Origin of the sequence: Streptomyces sp. NPDC005438 (assembly GCF_040606315.1) — a bacterium.
Taxonomy (GTDB): Bacteria; Actinomycetota; Actinomycetes; order Streptomycetales; family Streptomycetaceae; genus Streptomyces.
In genome coordinates, this window is the sequence record NZ_JBEXEP010000008.1 from 243,974 (window position 1) to 263,603 (window position 19,630).

The 19,630-nt window shown below is 71.5% G+C and carries 20 protein-coding genes and 2 pseudogenes; 10 read left to right on the top strand and 12 right to left on the bottom strand.

Going from position 1 to position 19,630, the window contains the following annotated elements:
• Positions 1–5: 5 nt before the first annotated feature.
• From ABZT14_RS18665 to ABZT14_RS18690, 6 genes are all read right to left on the bottom strand, one after another.
• Positions 6–1,007, bottom strand: a complete 1,002-nt coding sequence (locus tag ABZT14_RS18665; protein ID WP_356303737.1) for an NAD-dependent epimerase/dehydratase family protein — start codon at positions 1,005–1,007, stop codon at positions 6–8.
• Positions 1,008–1,158: 151 nt separating this feature from the next.
• Positions 1,159–2,016, bottom strand: a complete 858-nt coding sequence (locus tag ABZT14_RS18670; RefSeq protein WP_356303740.1) for an amino acid ABC transporter ATP-binding protein — start codon at positions 2,014–2,016, stop codon at positions 1,159–1,161.
• 7 nt (positions 2,017–2,023) lie between these two features.
• Positions 2,024–2,803, bottom strand: a complete 780-nt coding sequence (locus ABZT14_RS18675) for an amino acid ABC transporter permease (RefSeq protein WP_356303743.1) — start codon at positions 2,801–2,803, stop codon at positions 2,024–2,026.
• An 8-nt stretch (positions 2,804–2,811) separates the two neighbouring features.
• Positions 2,812–3,573: a basic amino acid ABC transporter substrate-binding protein gene (locus tag ABZT14_RS18680; protein ID WP_356304093.1), complete on the bottom strand. Its 762-nt coding sequence runs from the start codon at positions 3,571–3,573 to the stop codon at positions 2,812–2,814.
• A 357-nt stretch (positions 3,574–3,930) separates the two neighbouring features.
• Entirely contained in the window at positions 3,931–4,176 is a 246-nt protein-coding gene (locus ABZT14_RS18685) for a hypothetical protein (RefSeq protein WP_356303746.1), read from the bottom strand.
• Between the two features lie 120 nt (positions 4,177–4,296).
• Positions 4,297–4,791: an ATP-binding protein gene (locus tag ABZT14_RS18690; RefSeq protein ID WP_356303749.1), complete on the bottom strand. Its 495-nt coding sequence runs from the start codon at positions 4,789–4,791 to the stop codon at positions 4,297–4,299.
• Positions 4,792–4,902: 111 nt separating this feature from the next.
• On the opposite strand from ABZT14_RS18690, the gene ABZT14_RS18695 reads away from it, so the two are divergent.
• The 5 genes from ABZT14_RS18695 (at position 4,903) to ABZT14_RS18715 (ending at position 9,058) form a co-directional block, all read left to right on the top strand.
• A complete protein-coding gene (locus ABZT14_RS18695) occupies positions 4,903–5,772 on the top strand; it encodes a helix-turn-helix transcriptional regulator (RefSeq protein ID WP_356303752.1) in 870 nt (289 codons plus the stop codon).
• Between the two features lie 2 nt (positions 5,773–5,774).
• Positions 5,775–6,011: a DUF397 domain-containing protein gene (locus ABZT14_RS18700; protein ID WP_356303755.1), complete on the top strand. Its 237-nt coding sequence runs from the start codon at positions 5,775–5,777 to the stop codon at positions 6,009–6,011.
• A 106-nt stretch (positions 6,012–6,117) separates the two neighbouring features.
• Positions 6,118–6,927 (top strand): SAM-dependent methyltransferase, encoded by an 810-nt coding sequence (locus tag ABZT14_RS18705; protein ID WP_356303758.1) that lies wholly within the window; start codon positions 6,118–6,120, stop codon positions 6,925–6,927.
• 231 nt (positions 6,928–7,158) lie between these two features.
• Positions 7,159–8,022, top strand: a complete 864-nt coding sequence (locus ABZT14_RS18710) for a hypothetical protein (protein ID WP_356303761.1) — start codon at positions 7,159–7,161, stop codon at positions 8,020–8,022.
• A 229-nt stretch (positions 8,023–8,251) separates the two neighbouring features.
• A complete protein-coding gene (locus ABZT14_RS18715; RefSeq protein ID WP_356303764.1) occupies positions 8,252–9,058 on the top strand; it encodes an SGNH/GDSL hydrolase family protein in 807 nt (268 codons plus the stop codon).
• Positions 9,059–9,218: 160 nt separating this feature from the next.
• Here ABZT14_RS18715 and ABZT14_RS18720 read toward each other — a convergent pair whose 3' ends face one another.
• Together ABZT14_RS18720 and ABZT14_RS18725 are read right to left on the bottom strand one after the other, a co-directional pair.
• The gene (locus tag ABZT14_RS18720; protein ID WP_356303767.1) at positions 9,219–10,121 is read right to left on the bottom strand and encodes a hypothetical protein; all 903 of its coding nucleotides are present in this window, start codon (positions 10,119–10,121) and stop codon (positions 9,219–9,221) included.
• Positions 10,118–13,018: a DEAD/DEAH box helicase gene (locus ABZT14_RS18725; protein ID WP_356303770.1), complete on the bottom strand. Its 2,901-nt coding sequence runs from the start codon at positions 13,016–13,018 to the stop codon at positions 10,118–10,120. Before ABZT14_RS18725 ends, ABZT14_RS18720 begins: the two co-directional genes overlap by 4 nt.
• Before the next feature lie 186 nt (positions 13,019–13,204).
• Here ABZT14_RS18725 and ABZT14_RS18730 point away from each other — a divergent pair, with 186 nt between their 5' ends.
• Together ABZT14_RS18730 and ABZT14_RS18735 are read left to right on the top strand one after the other, a co-directional pair.
• Positions 13,205–13,387, top strand: coding sequence for a hypothetical protein (locus ABZT14_RS18730; protein WP_356303773.1), 183 nt, complete (start codon positions 13,205–13,207; stop codon positions 13,385–13,387).
• Between the two features lie 412 nt (positions 13,388–13,799).
• A complete protein-coding gene (locus ABZT14_RS18735) occupies positions 13,800–14,192 on the top strand; it encodes a roadblock/LC7 domain-containing protein (protein ID WP_356303776.1) in 393 nt (130 codons plus the stop codon).
• Positions 14,193–14,263: 71 nt separating this feature from the next.
• Here ABZT14_RS18735 and ABZT14_RS18740 read toward each other — a convergent pair whose 3' ends face one another.
• Positions 14,264–15,673, bottom strand: coding sequence for a DUF3516 domain-containing protein (locus ABZT14_RS18740; protein ID WP_356304096.1), 1,410 nt, complete (start codon positions 15,671–15,673; stop codon positions 14,264–14,266).
• Between ABZT14_RS18740 and ABZT14_RS18745 the strand changes: the two are divergent.
• Positions 15,650–15,745 (top strand): annotated as a pseudogene (locus ABZT14_RS18745) (hypothetical protein); the annotation flags it as partial. The gene ABZT14_RS18740 and the pseudogene ABZT14_RS18745 sit on opposite strands and share 24 nt — an antisense overlap.
• On the opposite strand, the pseudogene ABZT14_RS18750 reads toward ABZT14_RS18745, so the two are convergent.
• Positions 15,704–16,798: pseudogene (locus tag ABZT14_RS18750) on the bottom strand (DEAD/DEAH box helicase); the annotation flags it as partial. The pseudogenes ABZT14_RS18745 and ABZT14_RS18750 overlap by 42 nt on opposite strands.
• A 146-nt stretch (positions 16,799–16,944) precedes the next feature.
• Between ABZT14_RS18750 and ABZT14_RS18755 the strand changes: the two are divergent.
• Positions 16,945–17,739: a metal-dependent hydrolase gene (locus ABZT14_RS18755; RefSeq protein ID WP_356303779.1), complete on the top strand. Its 795-nt coding sequence runs from the start codon at positions 16,945–16,947 to the stop codon at positions 17,737–17,739.
• A gap of 52 nt (positions 17,740–17,791) precedes the next feature.
• Positions 17,792–18,535 (top strand): L,D-transpeptidase family protein, encoded by a 744-nt coding sequence (locus tag ABZT14_RS18760; protein ID WP_356303782.1) that lies wholly within the window; start codon positions 17,792–17,794, stop codon positions 18,533–18,535.
• Between the two features lie 4 nt (positions 18,536–18,539).
• Here the strand turns inward: ABZT14_RS18760 and ABZT14_RS18765 are convergent, their stop codons facing one another.
• Both ABZT14_RS18765 and ABZT14_RS18770 read right to left on the bottom strand, forming a co-directional pair.
• Positions 18,540–19,340, bottom strand: a complete 801-nt coding sequence (locus ABZT14_RS18765) for a hypothetical protein (protein WP_356303785.1) — start codon at positions 19,338–19,340, stop codon at positions 18,540–18,542.
• Positions 19,337–19,552: a hypothetical protein gene (locus ABZT14_RS18770; RefSeq protein ID WP_356303788.1), complete on the bottom strand. Its 216-nt coding sequence runs from the start codon at positions 19,550–19,552 to the stop codon at positions 19,337–19,339. Before ABZT14_RS18770 ends, ABZT14_RS18765 begins: the two co-directional genes overlap by 4 nt.
• Positions 19,553–19,630: the final 78 nt, after the last annotated feature.

Consider the following 19,630-nt stretch of genomic DNA (forward strand, 5'->3'; position numbering starts at 1 on the left):
CGGGCTCACTCGCCGGCCTCGGCCACTTCCAGCAACCTCCGCTCCTGGTCCGGGCTCGTCCCGTGCCGCACGGCCCGGGGGCCCACCAGGGGAGCGTCCCCCCACTCGGCGAGCCACCGCCAGGTGTCGGCCACCGTCTCCGCCACCGGGCGGCAGCGCAGACCGGTGGCGTGCGCCCGTTCCACGTCCAACCGCTGGAGGCTGTCGTGCAGTTCGCCCGGGGGCAGCCAGATCGGCAGCTGGCTCCACGGCTCCACCCCGGCCCGGGCCACCTGCTCGGGGCTGACCCAGCGGAGGGTGGCCCGGTCGCCGGTCACCCCGAGCGCGGTGTCCAGCAACTCGCCCATGGTGGTGTGGCCCGGTCGGGAGACCAGGTTGTACGGGCCGGTGAGCCCCCGGGCGGCGGCGTCCCACGTCCAGGCGGCCAGGTCCCGGGCGTCCACGTACTGCAGGGGCAGGTCCCGGGGGCCGGGGGCGGGCACCACTCCGCCCCGGGCGAGCCGGCGCAGCCACCACGGCAGCCGGCCCACGTTCTCCCGGGGACCGAGGATCAGCCCGGCCCGGGCGTACACGCCCCGTTCCCCGAAGGCCTCGGCCACGGCCAGTTCGGCGCCCCGCTTGTCCGAGGCGTAGTCGACCGCCTCCGCGTCCGGGGAGCCCTCGACCACCGTCCCGCCCTCGTCCTGTCCGGGTGGGCAGGGCAGGCCGTACACCGAGCAGCTGGACACGTAGGCGTAGTGGCCCGCCCGCCCCGCCAGGGCCCGGGCGCTGTCCCGCACCACCCGGGGCGCCAGCGACCAGGTGTCGGCCACCAGGTCCCACTCGCCGTTGCCCAGGGCCGCCAGCCCCTCCGGGGTGGTGCGGTCACCCAGCAGGTCGGTCACCCCCTCGGGGGTGGGGCGGTTGCCCCGGTGCAGGGCGCTCACCCGCCAGTCGCGCCGCAGGGCCTCGTCGATCAGGGCGGCTCCCACGAAGTTGGTGCCGCCCAGTACCAGTACCGAAGTCATGACCCCAGCCTGCCCCCTCCGCTGCCCTGGGGCGTGACCGTTACGCCCTGGGCAGCACCGCCGGCGGGTTCGCTGGTACGTGGCGGAGGGCCGGCCCCCGCACGGGAACCGGCCCTCCGCCACGTCACGTCCGGCCCTCCGGGCCGGTCCCTCAGTCGTCCGGCAACGCCGCGGCGGCCGGGTCCAGCACCCGGGCCAGGAAGGACCGGGTACGGGCGTGCTGCGGGTCCTGGATCACCTGGGCCGGCGGGCCCTCCTCCACGATGACTCCGCCGTCCATGAACACCACCCGGTCGGCGACCTCGCGGGCGAAGCTCATCTCGTGGGTGACCACCAGCATGGTCATCCCCTCCTGGGCGAGGCTGCGCATGACCGCCAGCACGTCCCCCACCAGCTCGGGGTCGAGCGCGGAGGTCGGCTCGTCGAACAGCATCAGCCCCGGTTCCATCGACAGCGCCCGGGCGATGGCCACCCGCTGCTGCTGCCCGCCGGAGAGCTTCGCCGGGAAGGTGTCGGCCTTCTCCGACAGCCCCACCCGCTCCAGGTTGGCGCGGGCGACACGGGTCGCCTCCTCACGGGAGCGGCCCAGCACCCGGCGTTGGGCGATGGTGAGGTTGTCCATCACCGTCAGGTGCGGGAAGAGGTTGAAGGACTGGAACACCATCCCGATGTGCTCGCGCACCCGGTCGATGTCCACGTCCGGGTCGGTGACCTCGGTACCGGCCACCACCACCTGTCCCTTGGTGGGTTCCTCCAGCAGGTTGACGCAGCGCAGCAGCGTCGACTTGCCGGAACCGGAGGGGCCGATCACACAGACGACCTCGCCCCGGCGGACCGTCAGGTCGATGCCCTTGAGGACCTCCAGCTCGCCGAACGCCTTGTGCAGGCCCCGGAGTTGGATGGCCTCCTCGGGCAGGTCCACCCGGCCCGACCCGTCCTTGGCGGCCCGGGTCGGCCGGGGCTCGTGCCCGTCCTTGGCCAGGTCGCCGCTCTTGTTGAGTTCCGCCATCGTCGGTTCACCTGGCCTTCGCGGTACGGGCTTCCAGCCGGCGCACCAGGTGCCCCAGGGGAAGCGTGATGACCAGATACAGCAGACCCGCGATCAGGATCGGGGTGAGGCTCCGGTTCTGGTTCAGCGCGTCCCGCCCGAACTTCGCCAGCTCGTACTGGCTGGCGGTCAGCCCCAGCAGGTAGATCAGCGAGGAGTCCTTGGTCAGCAGGATCAGCTCGTTGGTCAGCGGGGGCAGCACGATACGGAACGCCTGCGGGATCACGATGGTCACCATCGCCCGGGGGTGTGACATCCCCAGCGAGCGGGCGGCCTCCATCTGTCCCTTGGGCACCGCCTGGATGCCGGCCCGGATGGTCTCGGCGATGTAGGCGGCGCCCACCAGACCCAGGGCCAGCATCACCGTGGCGTACTGGTTGATCTGCACCTGGAAGGCGGTGGGCACACCGAAGCCCAGCGCGATGAACACCAGCAGGGCCGGCACACCACGGAAGAACTCGATGAAGCCGATGGACAGCCAGCGGTACGGGGGCACCGACGACAGCCGCATCAGGGCGAGCACCAGTCCGAGGGCCAGACCGAAGCCGAAGCCCAGCGCGGTGTAGATCACCGTGTTGAGCAGGGCGGTGGTGACGATCTCGGGGAACTGCGCCCTGGCGACCTCCAGGTCGAAGAAGGCGCTGCGGATGGCTCCCCAGTCCGCGACGAGTGCGGCGACCACCACGGCCACCACGAGTACGCCGTACTGGACTCCCCGGATCACCCGTGCCCGCTGGCGTGGTGACATGCGGGACTTCACTGACCGGACTCCTCGGGGGCCTTGCCGAACCACTTCTTGTAGATCTTGTCGTACTCGCCGCTGGACTTGGCGTCCTTGATCGCCTTGTTGATCACCTTCAGCAGGGCGTCGTTGTCCTTGCGGACGCCGATGCCGTAGTGCTCGCCGGTGTCGAACTCGGCGGTGACCTCGGTGTCCTCGTTCTTCTTGATGTAGTCCAGCAGGACGCCGTTGTCGTTGATGCCGGCGGCGACCTGGCCGTTCTTCACGGCGGTCAGCAGCAGACCCAGGTCCTCGAACTGGACGACCTCCAGGCCCTTGGCGTTCTTCTTGGCGTAGGCCTCGCCGGTGGTGGCCTGCTGGACGCCCAGCTTCTTGCCCTTGAGGTCGGACAGCTTCTTGAAGTCCTTGCCCTTCTTGGTGATCAGGGCCTGGGTGGCGTCGAAGTACGGGTCGGAGAAGTCGAACTTCTTCTTCCGCTCGGGGGTGATCGTCATCCCCGCGGCGGCCAGGTCGCACTTGTTGATGTTGAAGTCCTCGCCGGACTCGATCCCCTCGAAGGGAGTGTCGACGATCTCCTGCTTGACCTTGAGTTCCTTGGCGACCAGGTCCACCAGGTCCACGTCGAACCCGACGACCTTCTGGCCCTTCTTGAACTGGAACGGCTCATAGGGGAGGTGGGTACAGGTCTTCAGCTTCCCGCTGGAGACCAGCTCGACATCCCCGTTCCCCTTGCCGCTGCTCTTGGTGCTGGAGCACCCTGCCGTGGCGGCGACCATACCGAGTGCCGCGACCGTGGCCAGGACGGCACTTGACCTGCGTATTCTTCTGTTCGAGGACACGAAGCCTCCAGTAACGGAACCGTTCGACTACCGGACAGGCGGTGCCGATGAGCTGGGGTGCATCCTTTCACCGGAGCGTTGATCTGTCGTGTCCGACAACGTTGCGACCAAATAACGCCTGCCCTGGTGGCGGCCTCTCCATGGCCTCGCCACGGTGTCCCCGGGGCGGTCCCCACGGCAGCTCGACGGCGCCCCGGCGGCGCGCCCCCGTTCCTCATAGGGTGCTGCCGCCCGGAGAGCACTCGGGGCGGGTGTCGGGGGCGCCGGGGAGGGGCCCGCTTTGTCGGCAGGGGCCTACTTGTCCTTGCCGCGACGGCGCCGCTTGCGCCGCTCACGGCGGCTCTTGCTGAAGAACCAGCCGGCCGGAGGCTCGTCCGCCCGCCACGGCTGGGGCTCGGGTGGCTGGTCGCGCCAGCGTTCCCTCAGCATCCTGGTGCGGGCGGCGGGTTCGTTCACCTCGGCCGCGCGGATGAAGTCCTCGTTCAGCTCCAGCTGGGCCAGCTCGTCGTCCGGGTCCGGGCCTTTCGGATCGCGGTTCACAGCGTCTCCGTTCCGCCGGGGCCGCCGGGGTCCGGGGATGTGCGGGCGGCCTCGTGGTGGGGGAACGTGCGGGAGCCGGTACGGGTTCCGGTCACGTTCCCGGGGTGCTTGGCGCCCGCCTCAGTCCAGGCCCCGACGGCAGGACAGCTCCGCCCAGACCGCGTGGCCCTGCCCCTGCTCGCGGGCGCGTACGCCCCACTCCTCGGCCATCAGGGACACCAGCATCAGTCCCCGACCGCCCTCGTCGCCCTCGCAGGGGGACTGCCGGGGGATCGGGATACAGGGGAGGACGGACCCCTCGTCGGCGACCTCCACGCGCAGTCGGCGCCCTATCACCCACAGTTCACAGCTGACCGACTCGCTGTCGGTGTGCCGGACCGCGTTGGTGAACAGTTCCGAGACCATCAGCTCGGCGTCCTCGCGGGAGTCGGCCGCCACCTCCCACTCGCGCAGCCGGTTGACCACCAGGTGCCGGGCGACCGCGACGGAGGTGTCGGCGGCGGGGAGGCGGAAGGTGTCCCGCAGTGCCTTGGTGAAGGTGCCGTTCGTCTCGCGTTTCCGTGCGAGGGCGTCTAGGGGGGAAGCCACCCGCACCACTATGGAGGTGTCGGTCACTCCTGGCAAGGTTCAGGCTGCAATTCGCAGAGTCGCTTGAACGGACTGTGCTTCGCTAACAGCCCATGTCAAAATGCTTACCGGCGACGGCAGTTGAGAGGAAGGACAACCGTGGCGGACGCTCGGCCCTCGGCCCAGGCACCCACCGTTCTGCGCGTGGTACTGGGCAAGCGCCTCCACCAGCTGCGCGAACAGGCGGGGCTGACCTACGAGCAGGCCGCCCGCACGCTGGACGTCACCCACGCCACGGTCCGGCGCATGGAGAAGGCCGAGGTCGGCCTGCGCATCCCCTATGTGGAGAAGCTGCTCCACACCTACGGGGTGACCGACCCCGACGAGGTCGGCGCCTTCCTCGCCCTCACCAAGGAGGCCAACAAGCCCGGCTGGTGGCACCGCTTCCGCGACGTGCTGCCCGAGTGGTTCAGCGCCTTCGTCAGCCTGGAGGGCGAGTCCCACGAGATCCGTGCCTACGAGCCCCACTACGTACCCGGACTGCTCCAGACCGAGGACTACGCCCGGGCCGTCTTCCGCGCGGGGATGCCGCACGCCTCGGACGAGGACATCCAGCGGGGCGTCGCCCTGCGCATGGAACGCCAGGCCCTGCTGACCAGGGACAAGCCTCCGCTGCTGTGGGTGGTGATGGACGAGACGGTCTTCCGCCGCCCCATCGGAGGGCCCGGAGTGATGCGTGACCAGATCGACCGGCTCATCGAGGCCAGCGCCATGACCCAGGTGCGGCTCCAGGTGATGCCCCTGGCCGCCGGCCCGCACCCGGCCATGTACGGGCCGTTCCACATCTTCCGGTTCCCCCTGGAGGAGCTGCCCGACGTGGCCTACTCGGAGTCGCTGGTGGGCGCCTCCTACTTCGACCAGCGTGACGATGTCTCGACCTTCAGGGAGGCCCTGGACCGCATGTGCGCCCAGGCCGCCCCCGTGCACCGGACCGAGGCCATACTCAGCGAGATGCGCAAGGAGATCTGAGCATGGACGGCATCTACAACGGTATGCCCGCCTGCGAGCTGGGCAACGAGGGCTGGCACAAGCCCTGGAGCGGCGGCAACGGCGGCAGCTGCGTGGAGGCGCTCAAGCTCTCGGACGGCCGGGTGGCCCTGCGTCAGTCACAGGACCCCCACGGGCCCGCGCTGATCTACAGCCCCGGCGAGATCGCCACCTTCATCCGTGGGGCGAAGGCGGGGGAAGCCGACTTCCTGCTGACCTGACCCCTCTTCCCGCCGTCCCCCCTCTTCCCGCCGTCCCACCGTCCCGAACACGCCCGGGCGCGCCCCGCGCACACCGTGAGCACCACCGAACAGTCTGGAGAACACCGTGTCCGACGCGGGCTTCACCCCCGACCAGATCGACACCAACACCCCGCACCCCGCCCGGATGTACGACTACTACCTGGGCGGCATGGACAACTACGAGGTGGACCGACGCGCCGCCGACGAACTGGTCAACCACTCGCCGGACGTGCGGATCACCGCCCGAGCCAACCGCGACTTCCACCACCGCGCCATTCGGCACCTGGTGGAGAGCGGTGTACGGCAGATCATCGACATCGGCACCGGCATCCCCACCTCGCCCAACACCCACGAGGTGGCCCGGGAGGCGGACCCCGACGTCACGGTGATCTACGTCGACAACGACCCGATCGTGGCCACCTACGCCGGGGCCAAGCTCACCAACTCCGGCAACGCCGGCTTCGTGCTCGCCGACGTACGCGACCCCCAGGCGATCCTGCGGGACTCCGCCGTAACGGAGCTGATCGACTTCAGCCAGCCGGTGGCCGTACTGCTGGTGGCGGTGCTGCACTTCGTCCAGGACGACGAGGACCCGCACGGGCTGATCTCCGCGCTGACCGAGAACCTGGTCCCCGGCAGCCCGCTGGTCCTCACCCACGGCACCCACGACGTGATCGGTGAGGAGGGGCTGCGGTACGCCACCGACGCGTACAAGAAGTCCACCGCCAACCTCCGGCTGCGTAATCACGCGGAGATCTCCTCCTTCTTCGAGGGCTTCGAACTGGTCGAGCCCGGAGTGGTCCAACTGCCCCTGTGGCGCCCGGAGGGCACCCCGGCGACCGAGGAGGACCTGAAGCGCGTCCACGGTTACGGCGGTGTCGGTATCAAGAGGTGACACCGGCGGTGCCGTCCGGGAGCGCCTCCGGGAGCGCCGTCCGGGAGTACTGTCCGGCACCGGACCCGTCGGGTGACCCGAGGGACCACGGCCCGCCCGGTGCCGTACCACGGACGTCGTCCACCGGCCCAACGGCCCAGCCGCCCCCGCCACTTCACCTGAGAGGAGTGCCAGGGCACCGCGAGGAAAAGACTGTCGCCGAGTGTCAGTAGCCCGTGACACAGTTGCCGTATGTCGATCCCACCGCCGCCCGCCGGCCCGCCCGCACAGCCGCCCTACCAGGGCGGTCCTCCATCCCCTGGCGGTTACGGCGTGCCCCAGCCCCCTCCGGGCGGCGCACCCGGGCCCGGCGGCTTCGGCCCTGGCCAGCCGCCCGGCCCCTCCGGCGGCGGCTTCGGGCCGCCCGGAAGTGGTGGCTTCGGCCCTCCCGGCAGTGGCGGAGGCGGCAACTGGCCCCCGCCGCCGCCCCCTTCCGGCGGCGGCAAGGGCAAGGTGGTGATCGCCACCGTCGTGGCGTCGGTGGTCGTCGTCGCGCTGGCCGTCGGGGGAGTGATGGCCTTCCGTGGGGACGACGGCAAGAAGGACGTCGCCAACTCCTCGTCCTCTCCCGACTCCTCCAGCTCCTCCTTCGAACCGGAGCCCACCGACACCGAGTCGGAGAGCCCCTACGAGAGCGAGGACCCGTTCGACGACGAGCCCAGCGACGAACCCTCCCGGGACTACGAGGAGATCGCCCCCACACCCACGGACGGGGCCCGCCAACACTTCCAGATGGAAGAGGGCGACTGCTTCAACCTGGTGACCTCGAAGGAGGGGCAGGGCCGCAAGGCCTCCTGTGGTTCGGGCCACGACGCCGAGGTCGTCTACCAGGGCAAGCTGCCCAAGGACGTGACGACCGACAGCGCGATCACCAAGAAGGCCAAGTCCCTGTGCAAGTCGCACCTGGACCGGGCCGCGCGGAGGCAGGCGGCGGGCAAGGTCGGCGGCACCCTGATCCAGTATCCGCAGCGTCTGGCGGTGATCCTGGGCGCCAGGACCGTCACCTGCAGTCTGACCGCCGGCAAGGGCGCGAAGATCTACGGCAGGTTGAGCTGAGCCTCTCCCCGGACCCGGTCGGGAGCGCGGGTCCGGGCCCCCGGAAGAGTGGTGGGCGGAACGCCGAACCATGGTGGACGGCGTCCGAAAACTTCCAACAATGCCCGGGAAAGCGTTAGTTGGGGGACGGGCCGTTCAGATTTTCCATGGGCGGGAAAGCTTCTCGGCAGGGCCCTGCGCTGCTACGACGGTCTTGCACGTTTTTTGCACCCCCCACCTCGGAGGCTTGATGAAGTCGTACAGATGGGCCGCGGGCGCGGCGGCCCTCTTCCTCGGACTCGCCACGCTGAGTGGTACCGCCCAGGCTGCCGACCAGTCCTCGGACCTGGCCGCCGCCAACTACGTCGCCCTCGGTGACTCCTACTCCGCCGGTAACGGCGCCGGAGACTACGACGACGACAGCGGCGACTGCCACCGCAGCAACAAGGCCTACCCGGCCCTGTGGGCGAGCGCCAACTCCCCGTCCTCCTTCTCCTTCGTGGCCTGCTCCGGCGCCGTCACCGACGATGTGCTCAACAACCAGGTCAGCTCGCTGAACAGCGACACCAGCCTGGTGAGCCTCAGCATCGGTGGTAACGACGCCGGGTTCGCCAACGCCATGACCACCTGCGTCACCCTGGGCGAGTCCGCTTGCCTGGACAAGGTGGCCGAGGCGAAGGACTACATCAACAACACCCTGCCGGGCAAGCTCGACAAGGTCTACGACGCCATCAGCTCCAAGGCGCCCAACGCCAAGGTCGTCGTGCTCGGTTACCCCCACATGTACCAGTTGAACGGTTCGTGCTCGGTGGGCATCAGCGAGAAGTCCCGTGAGGCCATCAACAGCGCCTCGGACGCCCTCGCCTCGGTGACCTCCGCGCGTGTGTCCGCGCACGGGTTCTCCTTCGGTGACACCCGCGACACCTTCGACGGACATGAGATCTGCTCCGGTGACTCCTGGCTGCACAGTGTCACCGTGCCGGTGTGGGCGGCGTACCACCCCAACGCCAACGGCCACTCCGGTGGCTACCTGCCCCTGCTGGAGCAGAACGCCTGACGCACCATGACCCGCACCCCGTACGAGGGGCGGTGGGTCGACCTCATCCGCCGTACGCGTGACGGGAGATGAGACCGGGAGCGGTCCCGTGCAGGGGCCGCTCCCGGTACCACGAGGGGGGTGCGGGCCTTTCACGGGCCCGCACCCCCCTCACCCGTGTTCAGCCGGTGGTCAGACGCGTGACCACCTGGGGCGGCGGCCCCAGGGCCAACAGCCGGGCGCGGTCACGGTCCTCGTCCCCCGGGCCCCGCTCGGCCCAGTCGCCCGCCAACGCCGCCCGCAGCAGCCGCCCGGCCCGCACCGACGCCGCCCGGGCCAGGAACTCCAGGGCGGCCACGTCCAGTCCGTCCGGTTCCGTCTCGGCGTACAGCGACACCGGGTGTGGTGCCTCCTCCACCTCCGGCGGGGGCGGCAGTGGTGCCGGGGTGAGGCGGTAGGCCTCCAGGGCGAGTTGGCCCGGCGGACCGTCCGGCCGTTCCGCGCCGTCGATCCCGTCCTCGTCCGCCAGGTGCCGCAACCGTTCCTCGGTGAGCCCCCGCAGCAGCAACAGCGCCAGGGGTTCCCCGTCCAACGCCCGGGCCAGCTGGTACCCCAGGGCGGTGGTGTGGGCGCAGTGGTCCCAGCCGCCGCAACCGCACTCCGGCTCCAACTCCCCGACCCCCGGCAGCAGTTCCACCCCGGCCGCGAGGGCGTCCTCCGCCAGCGCGTCGGGCAGCTCACCGTCCAACAGGGCGGCCAGATGCCCCGCCTCGCCGGCCACCACCGACCGCAGCCGCGCCTGGTGGTCGGCCGTCAGCACCGGCAGCAGCAGGTCGGCCCGGTGCGCGGAGCCGTCGCGGTCCCGTACCACGGCGGTGGCCCTGCCGGGGCGTACCGTCACCGCCCCGACCGAACCGGCCCGGGCACGACTCCGCCCCGACCGCAGCGCCGCCTGGTCGAGGCTGCTCTCCTCCAGGGCGGCGACCCAGCCCCTGGCCCACCAGCTGTGGGCGAAGGCCCGGCCCCGGGGCGGGGGTGGTGGGGCGAACGTCAGCTCCCGCGCGGGGGAGGGTCCTCCGGTCACGCGGGCACCTCCTGACCCAGCCGTACCAGGTCGGCCAGTTCCTCGTCCGACAGTTCGGTGAGCGCGGCGTCCCCGGCGCCCAGCACCGAGTCGGCCAACTCGGCCTTGCGGCGCAGCAGTTCGGCGATCCGGTCCTCCACGGTGCCCTCGGCGATCAGCCGGTGGACCTGGACCGGGCGCTGTTGGCCGATGCGGTGGGCGCGGTCGGTGGCCTGGTCCTCCACGGCGGGGTTCCACCAGCGGTCGTAGTGCACGACATGGCTCGCCCGGGTGAGGTTGAGCCCGGTGCCCGCCGCCCGGAGGGACAGCAGGAACACCGGGGGCGCCCCGCCCGCCTCGGGGTGCTCCTGGAACTCCCGCACCATCCGGTCCCGTTCGGCGACCGGGGTGGAGCCGTGCAGGAACCGCACCGGGATGCCGCGTCGGCCCAGGTGGAGTGCGAGCAGCCGGCCCATGGCCACGTACTGGGTGAACACCAGCACCCCGGCCTCCTCCGCGAGGAGGGTGTCCAGCAGTTCGTCCAGCAGCTCCAACTTGCCCGAACGTCCCTCCAGTACCGGCTCGGTCTCGGCCAGGTACTGCGCGGGGTGGTTGCAGACCTGCTTGAGCGCGGTCAGCAGTTTGACCACCAGCCCCCGTCGGGCCAGTCCGCCACTGTCCTGGATGCGGCCCATCAGCTCCCGTACCACCGCCTCGTACAGCCCGGTCTGTTCCACGGTGAGTGAGACCGCGCGGTCGGTGAGGGTCTTCGGCGGCAGCTCGGGGGCCACCCCGGGGTCGGACTTGCGGCGGCGGAGGACGAACGGACGGGTCAACCGGGCCAGCCGTTGGGCGGCCTCCGGGTCGCCGGCCTCGACCGGGTCGGCGTGCCGGGCCCGGAAGGCGGCCAGCGAGCCCCAGACGCCGGGGGTGGCCCAGTCGACGAGGGCCCACAGTTCGGAGAGGTTGTTCTCCACCGGGGTGCCGGTGAGCGCCACCCGGGCGTCGGTGGGCAGCGCGCGCAGCGCCCGGGCGGTGGCCGAGCGGGGGTTCTTGGCGTGCTGGGCCTCGTCGGCCACGACCATGCCCCACCGGGTCGCGGCGAGCCGCTCCCGGTCCACCCGCAGGGTGCCGTAGGTGGTCAGTACGAAGGCGCCCTCGCCCAACCCGTCCAGGTCCCGGGCCTGTTGGTGGAAGCGGCGGACCGGGGTGCCGGGCGCGAACCGGGCGATCTCCCGTTCCCAGTTGCCCAGCAGGGAGGCCGGGCAGACCACCAGGGTGGGGGCGGTGTGGCCCTCGGCCTTCCGTGTCAGGTGCAGGGCGATCAGGGTGACCGTCTTGCCCAGGCCCATGTCGTCGGCCAGGCAGGCGCCCAGGCCCCAGGAGGTCATCCGGTGCAGCCAGCCCACCCCGCGTCGCTGGTAGTCCCGCAGGGTGGCGCGCAACTCCTCGGGCACGGGCGGTGGTTCGCCGCCCTCGGGGTCGGCCAGCTGTTCCCGTAGTCCTTCCAGCCAGCCCTGGGCGGTGACCGGGACGGGTGCCTGGTCCGACGGGTCGTCGTTCTTCCCCGGTTCGGTGGCCAGGGTGCCGGTGAGCGCCACCCCGAGGGCGTCCCGCAGGGTGAGCCGCTGGTCCACCCGCTGACGGGCCCGTCGGAGGGCCTCGGGGTCGACGAGCACCCACTCGTCGCGGAGCCGGACCAGGGGCCGGCCGGCCTCGGCGAGCCGGTCCAGCTCCTCGGGGCTCAGCTCCGCCCCGCCCAGGGCGAACCGCCACCGGAACCGGAGGACCGCGTCCAGACCGAGGGCGAACGGCCGGGGGCCGTCCGGCTGCTCCTGGTCGTCCTCGGGGGCCAGGACTCCCCGGGTGGTCAGGCCCCGGGCGAACTGGCGGGGCCAGAGCACCTCGACCCCGGCGGTCCGCAGCCGGGCGGCGACCTCCTCCCCGAGCAGGGCGGCGAGTTCGGGCTCCTCCAGCTCCAGGCAGTCCGGTACGGCGCGGCGTAGCAGCGCTTCCAGCGGGGGCCAGGCCGCGGCGGCCCGACGCAGGGCCAGCAGGGTCTGGGTACGGGCGGCGGGGCCGAAGCCCTCGGGTGGGTGCCGCCACAGGTCGGCGGCGTCGGCGATCAGCCGGGGATCGTCCAGGCTGTGGACCTGCGGTACCAGGGGAACGCGTACCGCCTGCTCGGCCGGGTCCAGCTCGACCCGCAGGGACAGCCGTACCCCCGAGTCCCGGGAATGGGCCACCTGCTGTGTCCAGGCCCGGTGGCGGGACACGGTTCGGGTGGGGGCGGAGGTGAACTCGGGGTGTCCGGCGGCCCGGCCGGCGGCGGGGGTGCGGGGCAGCCCGTCGGCCACCGCGTCCACGAAGGCGGACAGCAGCCAGCCGGCGTCCGGCAGCCGTGGGGGGCCGTCACCCCGCTGCCCCTCCAGGGGGACCGCGCGGGCGTGGGTGGGCATGGAGCGGGCCAGCTCGTCCAGGCGGCCCCGGTCGTCCGCCCCGAGGGGGCCGACGCCCCAGCTGTCCTGGTCGGTCGGGGTCAGTCGGGGCAACAGCCGGCCCCGGGCGGCCAGTTGGAGGGCGAGCAGGGTGGCGGCTCCCCAGAACGCGGTGGCCGGGTGGGTGTCGGCGGCGGTACGGGCCCGGGTCAGCAGGGGCAGAGCCTCGGCGAGGGGGAGGTGGCGGGCGGCCACGGTGTGGTGCTCGACCTGTCGCGGTGCGGTGGGGTCGTCCGGGAGTACCACGGTGAGCGGGGTGTCCGAGGGGTGGTCGACGGCCGAGGGGTCGTGGGGCGGTTGCCAGAAGGTGAGGGTGGAGTGCCGTGGTGGGTCGGCCGGCAGGAAGACGGCGGGTCGGCGGAGCAGGGTTCCTCCACGGGATACGGGGGCGAAGTGGCCCCTGTTCCCGGGGCACCTCAAATTTGACTAGTGAGGGTCGCCGAGGGTACTGCACCCCCGGGCGATCCCCAAACGGTGCTTCCCAGCGCCTCCGCCCTACGCTGGAGGTGACGGGTCGGGCGTGGGCCGGGCCCAGGAACCGTGGAGGCGGCCACCGCGTTTCACCCAGTGAATGGCCGTATCGGCCGCGCCAAGGAGGCTGGACAGATGACCAACAGAGGAAAGATCGCCGTCGGAGGCGTGGCCGTGGGCCTGCTCCTGTGGTGGCTGACGTCCTTCTGGATCGCCGTACTGGTGATCGTGGGAGTGCCCGTCGTCGCCTACTTCACCCTCGACCCCAGCCAGCGCCGTCGCTTCCGTCGGGTCAGCCGCCGGGAGTTGGGGCGCTGAGCCCCGAGGCGAGTGCCCCCTGACCGACAGACCCCGCTCCACGGAACCTGCGTGGATGCCGTCCGGCCCGACCCCTTCGAGGGGGCGGGCCGGACGGGCTTCTCGACGTGCCCGTGGCGTGATCGTTTCCCTCTGCCCCCGTGGTCCCAGCCGCCTCTTCGGGCCCGTTCCACCCCGTCCGTGCGATCTCGGCGGACGGTGGCGAACCGTGAGCGCTCGCTCACGGTGAGGAGAGGAGGGGGGTATTCACGCCAGGGCACCCATGACCTTTCGGTCGTTCTTCGTTCCCGCCGGGACCCTTTCGGGAGGACGGAAGCAGATACCCCTTCGCTATCGCTGGGCGGATGGTTGCCCCCGGGTCGGTCGTGGGTAAGGCTGGCTCCGCACCCGCCAAGGACGAAGGGGGACGGGGATGGCGCTGAGTAGTCGTCTGGACTGGCTGCTGGATGACCTGACGCAACGGATCACGTACATCCGTTACGCGCTGGTGTTGTCCACCGATGGACTGGTGACCGGAGCCTGCCAGGGACTCGAACGGCAGGACGCGGAACACCTGGCCGCGGTGGCCTCCGGGCTGCACAGCCTGGCCAAGGGATCGGGGACGCACTTCCGCGTCGGCGACGTGCGCCAGACCATGATCGAGTACGACGAGGGCGTCCTGTTCGTGACCTCGGCCGGACACGGCAGCTGTCTGTGCGTGCTCACCGGACCCGACGCCGACATCGGCCAGGTCGCCTACGAGATGACGCTGATGGTCAACCGGGTCGGCGAACACCTGGGGCTGGCCGCCCGACAGGGCGCCTGAGGGGCCGCCCCCCCCACCACCGTTCCGCTCCCCGGGGCACGGCCTCCGCCGTGCCCCGGGGAGCGGGTGTGTCACAGCGTGCCCACGTCGGTGACCTTGAGCACCGCCCGGCCCTCGGCGTCCGAGGCGGTGAGGTCCACCTCGGCCGAGATGCCCCAGTCGTGGTCGCCCCGGGGGTCGGCGAAGGTCTGCCGGACCCGCCACAGCCCGTCCTCGGGCAGTTCCTCGATCCGCAGCAGCTTCGGCCCCCGGGCCTCGGGGCCGGTGCCCAGGTCGTCGTACTCCTCCCAGTAGGCGTCCATCGCCTCAGCCCAGCGGCCCCGGTCCCAGCCGGACTCCCCGTCCAGCTCCCCGAGTTCGGCCAGCCGGTCCCAGGCCGCCAGCTCCACCCGGCGGAACATCGCGTTGCGCACCAGCACCCGGAAGGCGCGGGCGTTGGCGGTGACCGGGCGCACCCGCTCGGCGGCCGGCTGGTCCTGGGCGTCCTCCTGGTCCTCCTCGGGGTGCGCCAACTGCTCCCACTCGTCCAGCAGGCTGGAGTCGACCTGGCGCACCAGTTCGCCCAGCCAGGCCACGATGTCCTCGAAGTCCTCCGACTTCCGCTCGTCCGGGACGGTGTGCTCCAGGGCCTTGTAGGCGCTGGCCAGGTAGCGCAGCACGATGCCCTCGGTGCGGGCCAGCTCGTAGTGGGAGACGAACTCCCCGAAGGTCATGGCCCGTTCGTACATGTCGCGGACCACCGACTTCGGTGACAGCGGATGGTCGCCCACCCACGGGTGCGACTTGCGGTACAGCCCGTAGGCGTGGAACAGCAGCTCCTCCAACGGCTGGGGATGGGTGATGTCCATCAGCCGCTCCATCCGCTCCTCGTACTCCACCCCGTCGGCCTTCATCTCGGCGACCGCCTCGCCCTTGGCCTTGTTGGCCTGCGCGGCCAGGATCTGGCGGGGGTCGTCCAGGGTCGACTCGACCACCGAGACCATGTCCAGGGCGTACGAGGGGGACTCGGGGTCCAGCAGGTCGAACGCGGCCAGGGCGAAGGTGGACAGCGGCTGGTTGAGCGCGAAGTCCTGTTGCAGGTCCACCGTCAGCCGTACGCTCCGGCCCTCCGCGTCCGGGGTGTCCAGCCGCTCCACCACCCCGCCGTCCAGCAGGGAGCGGTAGATGGCGATCGCCCGGCGGATGTGCCGGAGTTGGGCGCGGCGGTCCTCGTGGTTGTCCTCCAGCAGCTTGCGCATCGCGGTGAAGGCGTCCCCCGGCCGCGCGATCACCGACAGCAGCATGGCGTGGGTGACCCGGAACCGCGAGGTGAGGGGCTCCGGGTCGGAGGCGATCAGCTTCTCGAAGGTGTTCTGGCCCCAGCTGACGAACCCCTCGGGGGCCTTCTTCCGCACCACCTTGCGCCGCTTCTTGGGGTCGTCCCCGGCCTTCGCCAGCGCCTTCTCGTTCTCCACCACGTGCTCGGGCGCCTGCGCCACCACGAAGCCGGAGGTGTCGAAGCCGGCCCGGCCGGCCCGGCCGGCGATCTGGTGGAACTCCCGCGCCCGCAGGGTGCGCACCCGGGTGCCGTCGTACTTGGTGAGGGCGGTGAACAGCACGGTGCGGATGGGGACGTTGACTCCCACCCCCAGGGTGTCGGTGCCGCAGATGACCTTCAACAGCCCCGCCTGGGCCAGCCGTTCGACCAGCCGCCGGTACTTGGGCAGCATCCCGGCGTGGTGCACCCCGATGCCGTGCCGCACATAGCGGGAGAGGTTGCGGCCGAACCGGGTGGTGAACCGGAAGTCGCCGATCAGCTGGGCGATCTCGTCCTTCTCGGCCCGGGTGCACATGTTGATGCTGGTGAGCGCCTGAGCCCGCTCCACCGCCTGCGCCTGGGTGAAGTGCACGATGTAGACCGGCGCCTGGTGGGTCTCCAGCAGCTCGGTGAGCGTCTCGGTCAGCGGGGTGGTGCGGTACTCGTAGCTCAGCGGCACCGGCCGGGTGGCCGAGCGCACCACGGCGGTGTCCCGCCCGGTACGGCGTCTCAGGTCCTCCTCGAAGCGGGTGACGTCGCCCAGGGTCGCCGACATCAGGACGAACTGCGCCTGGGGCAGCTCCAGCAGCGGGATCTGCCAGGCCCAGCCACGGTCCGGTTCGGCGTAGAAGTGGAACTCGTCCATCACCACCTGGCCGACGTCCGCGTCCCGCCCGTCCCGCAGCGCGATCGAGGCCAGCACCTCGGCCGTACAACAGATCACCGGAGCGTCGGGGTTGACCGAGGCGTCGCCGGTCAGCATCCCGACGTTCTCGGTGCCGAACAGCTTGCACAGGTCGAAGAACTTCTCCGACACCAGCGCCTTGATCGGCGCGGTGTAGAAGGTGACCTCGTTCCTGGCCAGGGCGGCGAAGTGGGCCCCGGCGGCCACCAGACTCTTGCCCGAGCCGGTGGGCGTGGACAGGATGACGTTCGCCCCGGACACCACCTCGATCAGCGCCTCCTCCTGCGCCGGGTACAGCGTGATGCCCCGCTCCTGGGTCCACGAGGAGAAGACGTCGAACAGGGCGTCGGGGTCGGCGTCGGAGGGCAGCTGGTCGATCAGGGGGGTCGAAGTCACGCCCCCCATACTGCCTGTCAGGCAACGGTGAAGGGGAACCGGCGTCGGACGGAAGATCGCCAGCGGCTAACCTGTGTCGCCAACGACTCGACGGACGGCGCCAGTTGGCGGCTCGCCCGCCGTACCACGCGAGACCCAGGGGGCGGGCAGCGACGATGATGGGACCTGCACACTCACTCTCCGGTGCCATGGCCTGGCTGGGCGTCGGCGCCGCCGCCCAGGCCCTGGACCACCCCATGCCCTGGCCGGTCCTGGTGGCCGGCGCCCTGATCTGCTCGGGCGCCGCGCTGGCCCCCGACCTGGACCACCGGTCGGCCACCATCTCCCGGGCCTTCGGCCCCTTCAGCAAGGTGCTGTGCGGAGTGGTCGACGCCCTGTCCTCGGCGGTGTACCGGGCCACCAAGGCTCCCGCCGACTCCCGCCGCTCCGGCGGTCACCGCACCCTGACCCACACCTGGGTGTGGGCGGTGGCCATCGGCGCGGGTTTCTCGGCCCTGGCCGTCTTCGGCGGGCACTGGGCGGTGCTGGGCATCCTGTTCGTCCACATGGTGCTGGCCGTGGAGGGGCTGCTGTGGCGGGCGGCCCGGGTCTCCTCCGACGTACTGGTGTGGCTGCTGGGGGCCGCCGCGGCCTGGATACTCACCGGCATCCTGGACCAGCCCGGCAACGGCGCCAACTGGCTGTTCACCGACCCCGGGCAGGAGTACCTGTGGCTGGGCCTGCCCATCGTGCTGGGCGCCCTGGTACACGACCTGGGAGACGCCATCACCATCTCCGGCTGCCCGGTGCTGTGGCCGATACAGATCAACGGCAAGCGCTGGTACCCGCTGGGCACCCCGCGCTTCATGCGGTTCCGGGCCGGGAGCTGGGTGGAGCTGAAGGTGCTGATGCCGCTGTTCATGCTCCTCGGAGGGGCCGGCGCGCTGCTGGCCACCGGCATACTGTTCTGACCCGGGGCGGTTTCCGGCCGTTCGTGGGCGCCACCCGCCCAGGGGTGCGACCATGGCGAACATGCGCAAGCGCCCGATATCCCGCTGGACCGTGCCGGTCGCCGCCCTCGCCCTCGCCCTGCCGCTGTCGGGCTGCGGCTCCGGGAACTCCGATGACGCCGACTCCCCCCAGGCCAAGAAGGCCCCCCACGCGGGGCGGTCGGCGGACGCCGAGAAGGGCGGACTCCCCGGAGTGGGGGAACGCCTCCAGCGGAAGGTGCCCGAGCGCTCCCGCCAGGTGCTCGCGGTCTACGGCGCGGGCCGCGACTCGGCCAAGGCCCAGGTGAGGCTGTACGTCAAGCGCGGTGACCAGTGGAAGGAGACCCGGCACTGGTCGGGCCACAACGGCAAACGCGGCTGGACCTTCCACCACCGGGAGAACGACAAGCGCAGCCCCATCGGGGTCTACACGGTCAGCGACGCCGGGGGCCTGAAGCCCGACCCGGGCGCCAAGCTGCCCTACCGTCAGAGCGTCTCCTTCACACCGCCCTCCTACTGGGGCAAGAGCAAGCGGAACGACTTCGACCACGTGATCGCCATCGACTACAACCGGGTGCGGGGCACCAGCCCCCTGGACCCCACCCGCCCACAGGGGCAGTCCAAGGGCGGCAGCATCTGGCTGCACCTGGACCACGGCAGCGGCACCTCGGGCTGTGTGAGCATCTCCCGTTCCGGGATGCGGGAGCTGCTGCGCACCCTCGACCCCGACCAGCACCCGGTGGTGGTGATGGGGGACCGGGCGGCCCTGCGGGCCTGACCGCTCAGACCGTCGGCCGCCGCGCCAGCCGGGTCAACAGGGCCCTGGCCACGGCCAGTTGGGGCACCTGCCCCCGTATCCCGCCCTCCCGGCCACGGATCCTCAGCTCGGCCCCCGCCGGTCGCAGCCGTTGGCTGAGCCGCCAGTCGGGGGACCAGGCGAGCAGGGTGCCGTCGGCCCCGCGTACGCCCTCCTCGGTGAGCGACAGTTCGCCCAGGCGCAGTGCGCCGGCCCGCGTGAAGTCCTCGGCCAGCCGGTCGACGATCCGCCCCAGGGTGTGCTGGACGACCAGGGCGGTGAGCCGGTCCTGCCGGGGTACGCCCACCACGACCAGCGGTTCCGGGCTGCCCTCCAGCGCGAGTTCCAGGTACTCGGAGTGGGTCACGGTGAAGGTGCCCCACTCCTCGACGGCGGTGGGGCGGTGCCGTACCGCGAGGACCTCGTCCCAGTGGACCACCAGCCGGGAGTGGGCGTCCTCCCAGACCAGCCCCTCCTCGCAGACCGCGTAGCTGGACGGGCCCTCGTCCGGGGGCACCAGCCGTACGTACAGGCCGCGCCCCACCAGCACTACCGCCACCGGGAGCAGGGCCAGGGCCACGGCCACCGGCCAGGCGTCCCGGGTGGAGACCTCGACCAGGATCCAGACGCCCAGCCCACACAGCAGGGTGACGACGACCCCCATGCCGGTGGTGAAGTACGGGCGGCGTACCGGGAAGTGCCGCAGCCGGGCGCCGGGGTCGGGGCGGGGACGGCCGTACACCTCCCACAGGTCCCCGGTGGCCTCCGGCTCCGGCTCGTGGTTCACCGGGGGCTCCCGGGGTTCCGGGGGAACCGGCGGCGCCGGGGCCGTTCCCGGCGCCACCAGACCACCGTGACCAGGGCGAAGATGACGCCCAGGACCGCCGGTACGAGCGCCACCTCCGGCCCGAGGGTCAGCAGGACGCCGATCGCGGCGCTCAGACAGATGCCGGCGAGGGCGGCCAGCGCCCTCAGACCGCCGAGTGACCGTGGACTCATGGGCCCATCCTGCCGTCGGTGCGCGGGAGTCGGGAGCGGATGCGTCGCTCACGCACCGAATCCCCACAAGCCCGGTGA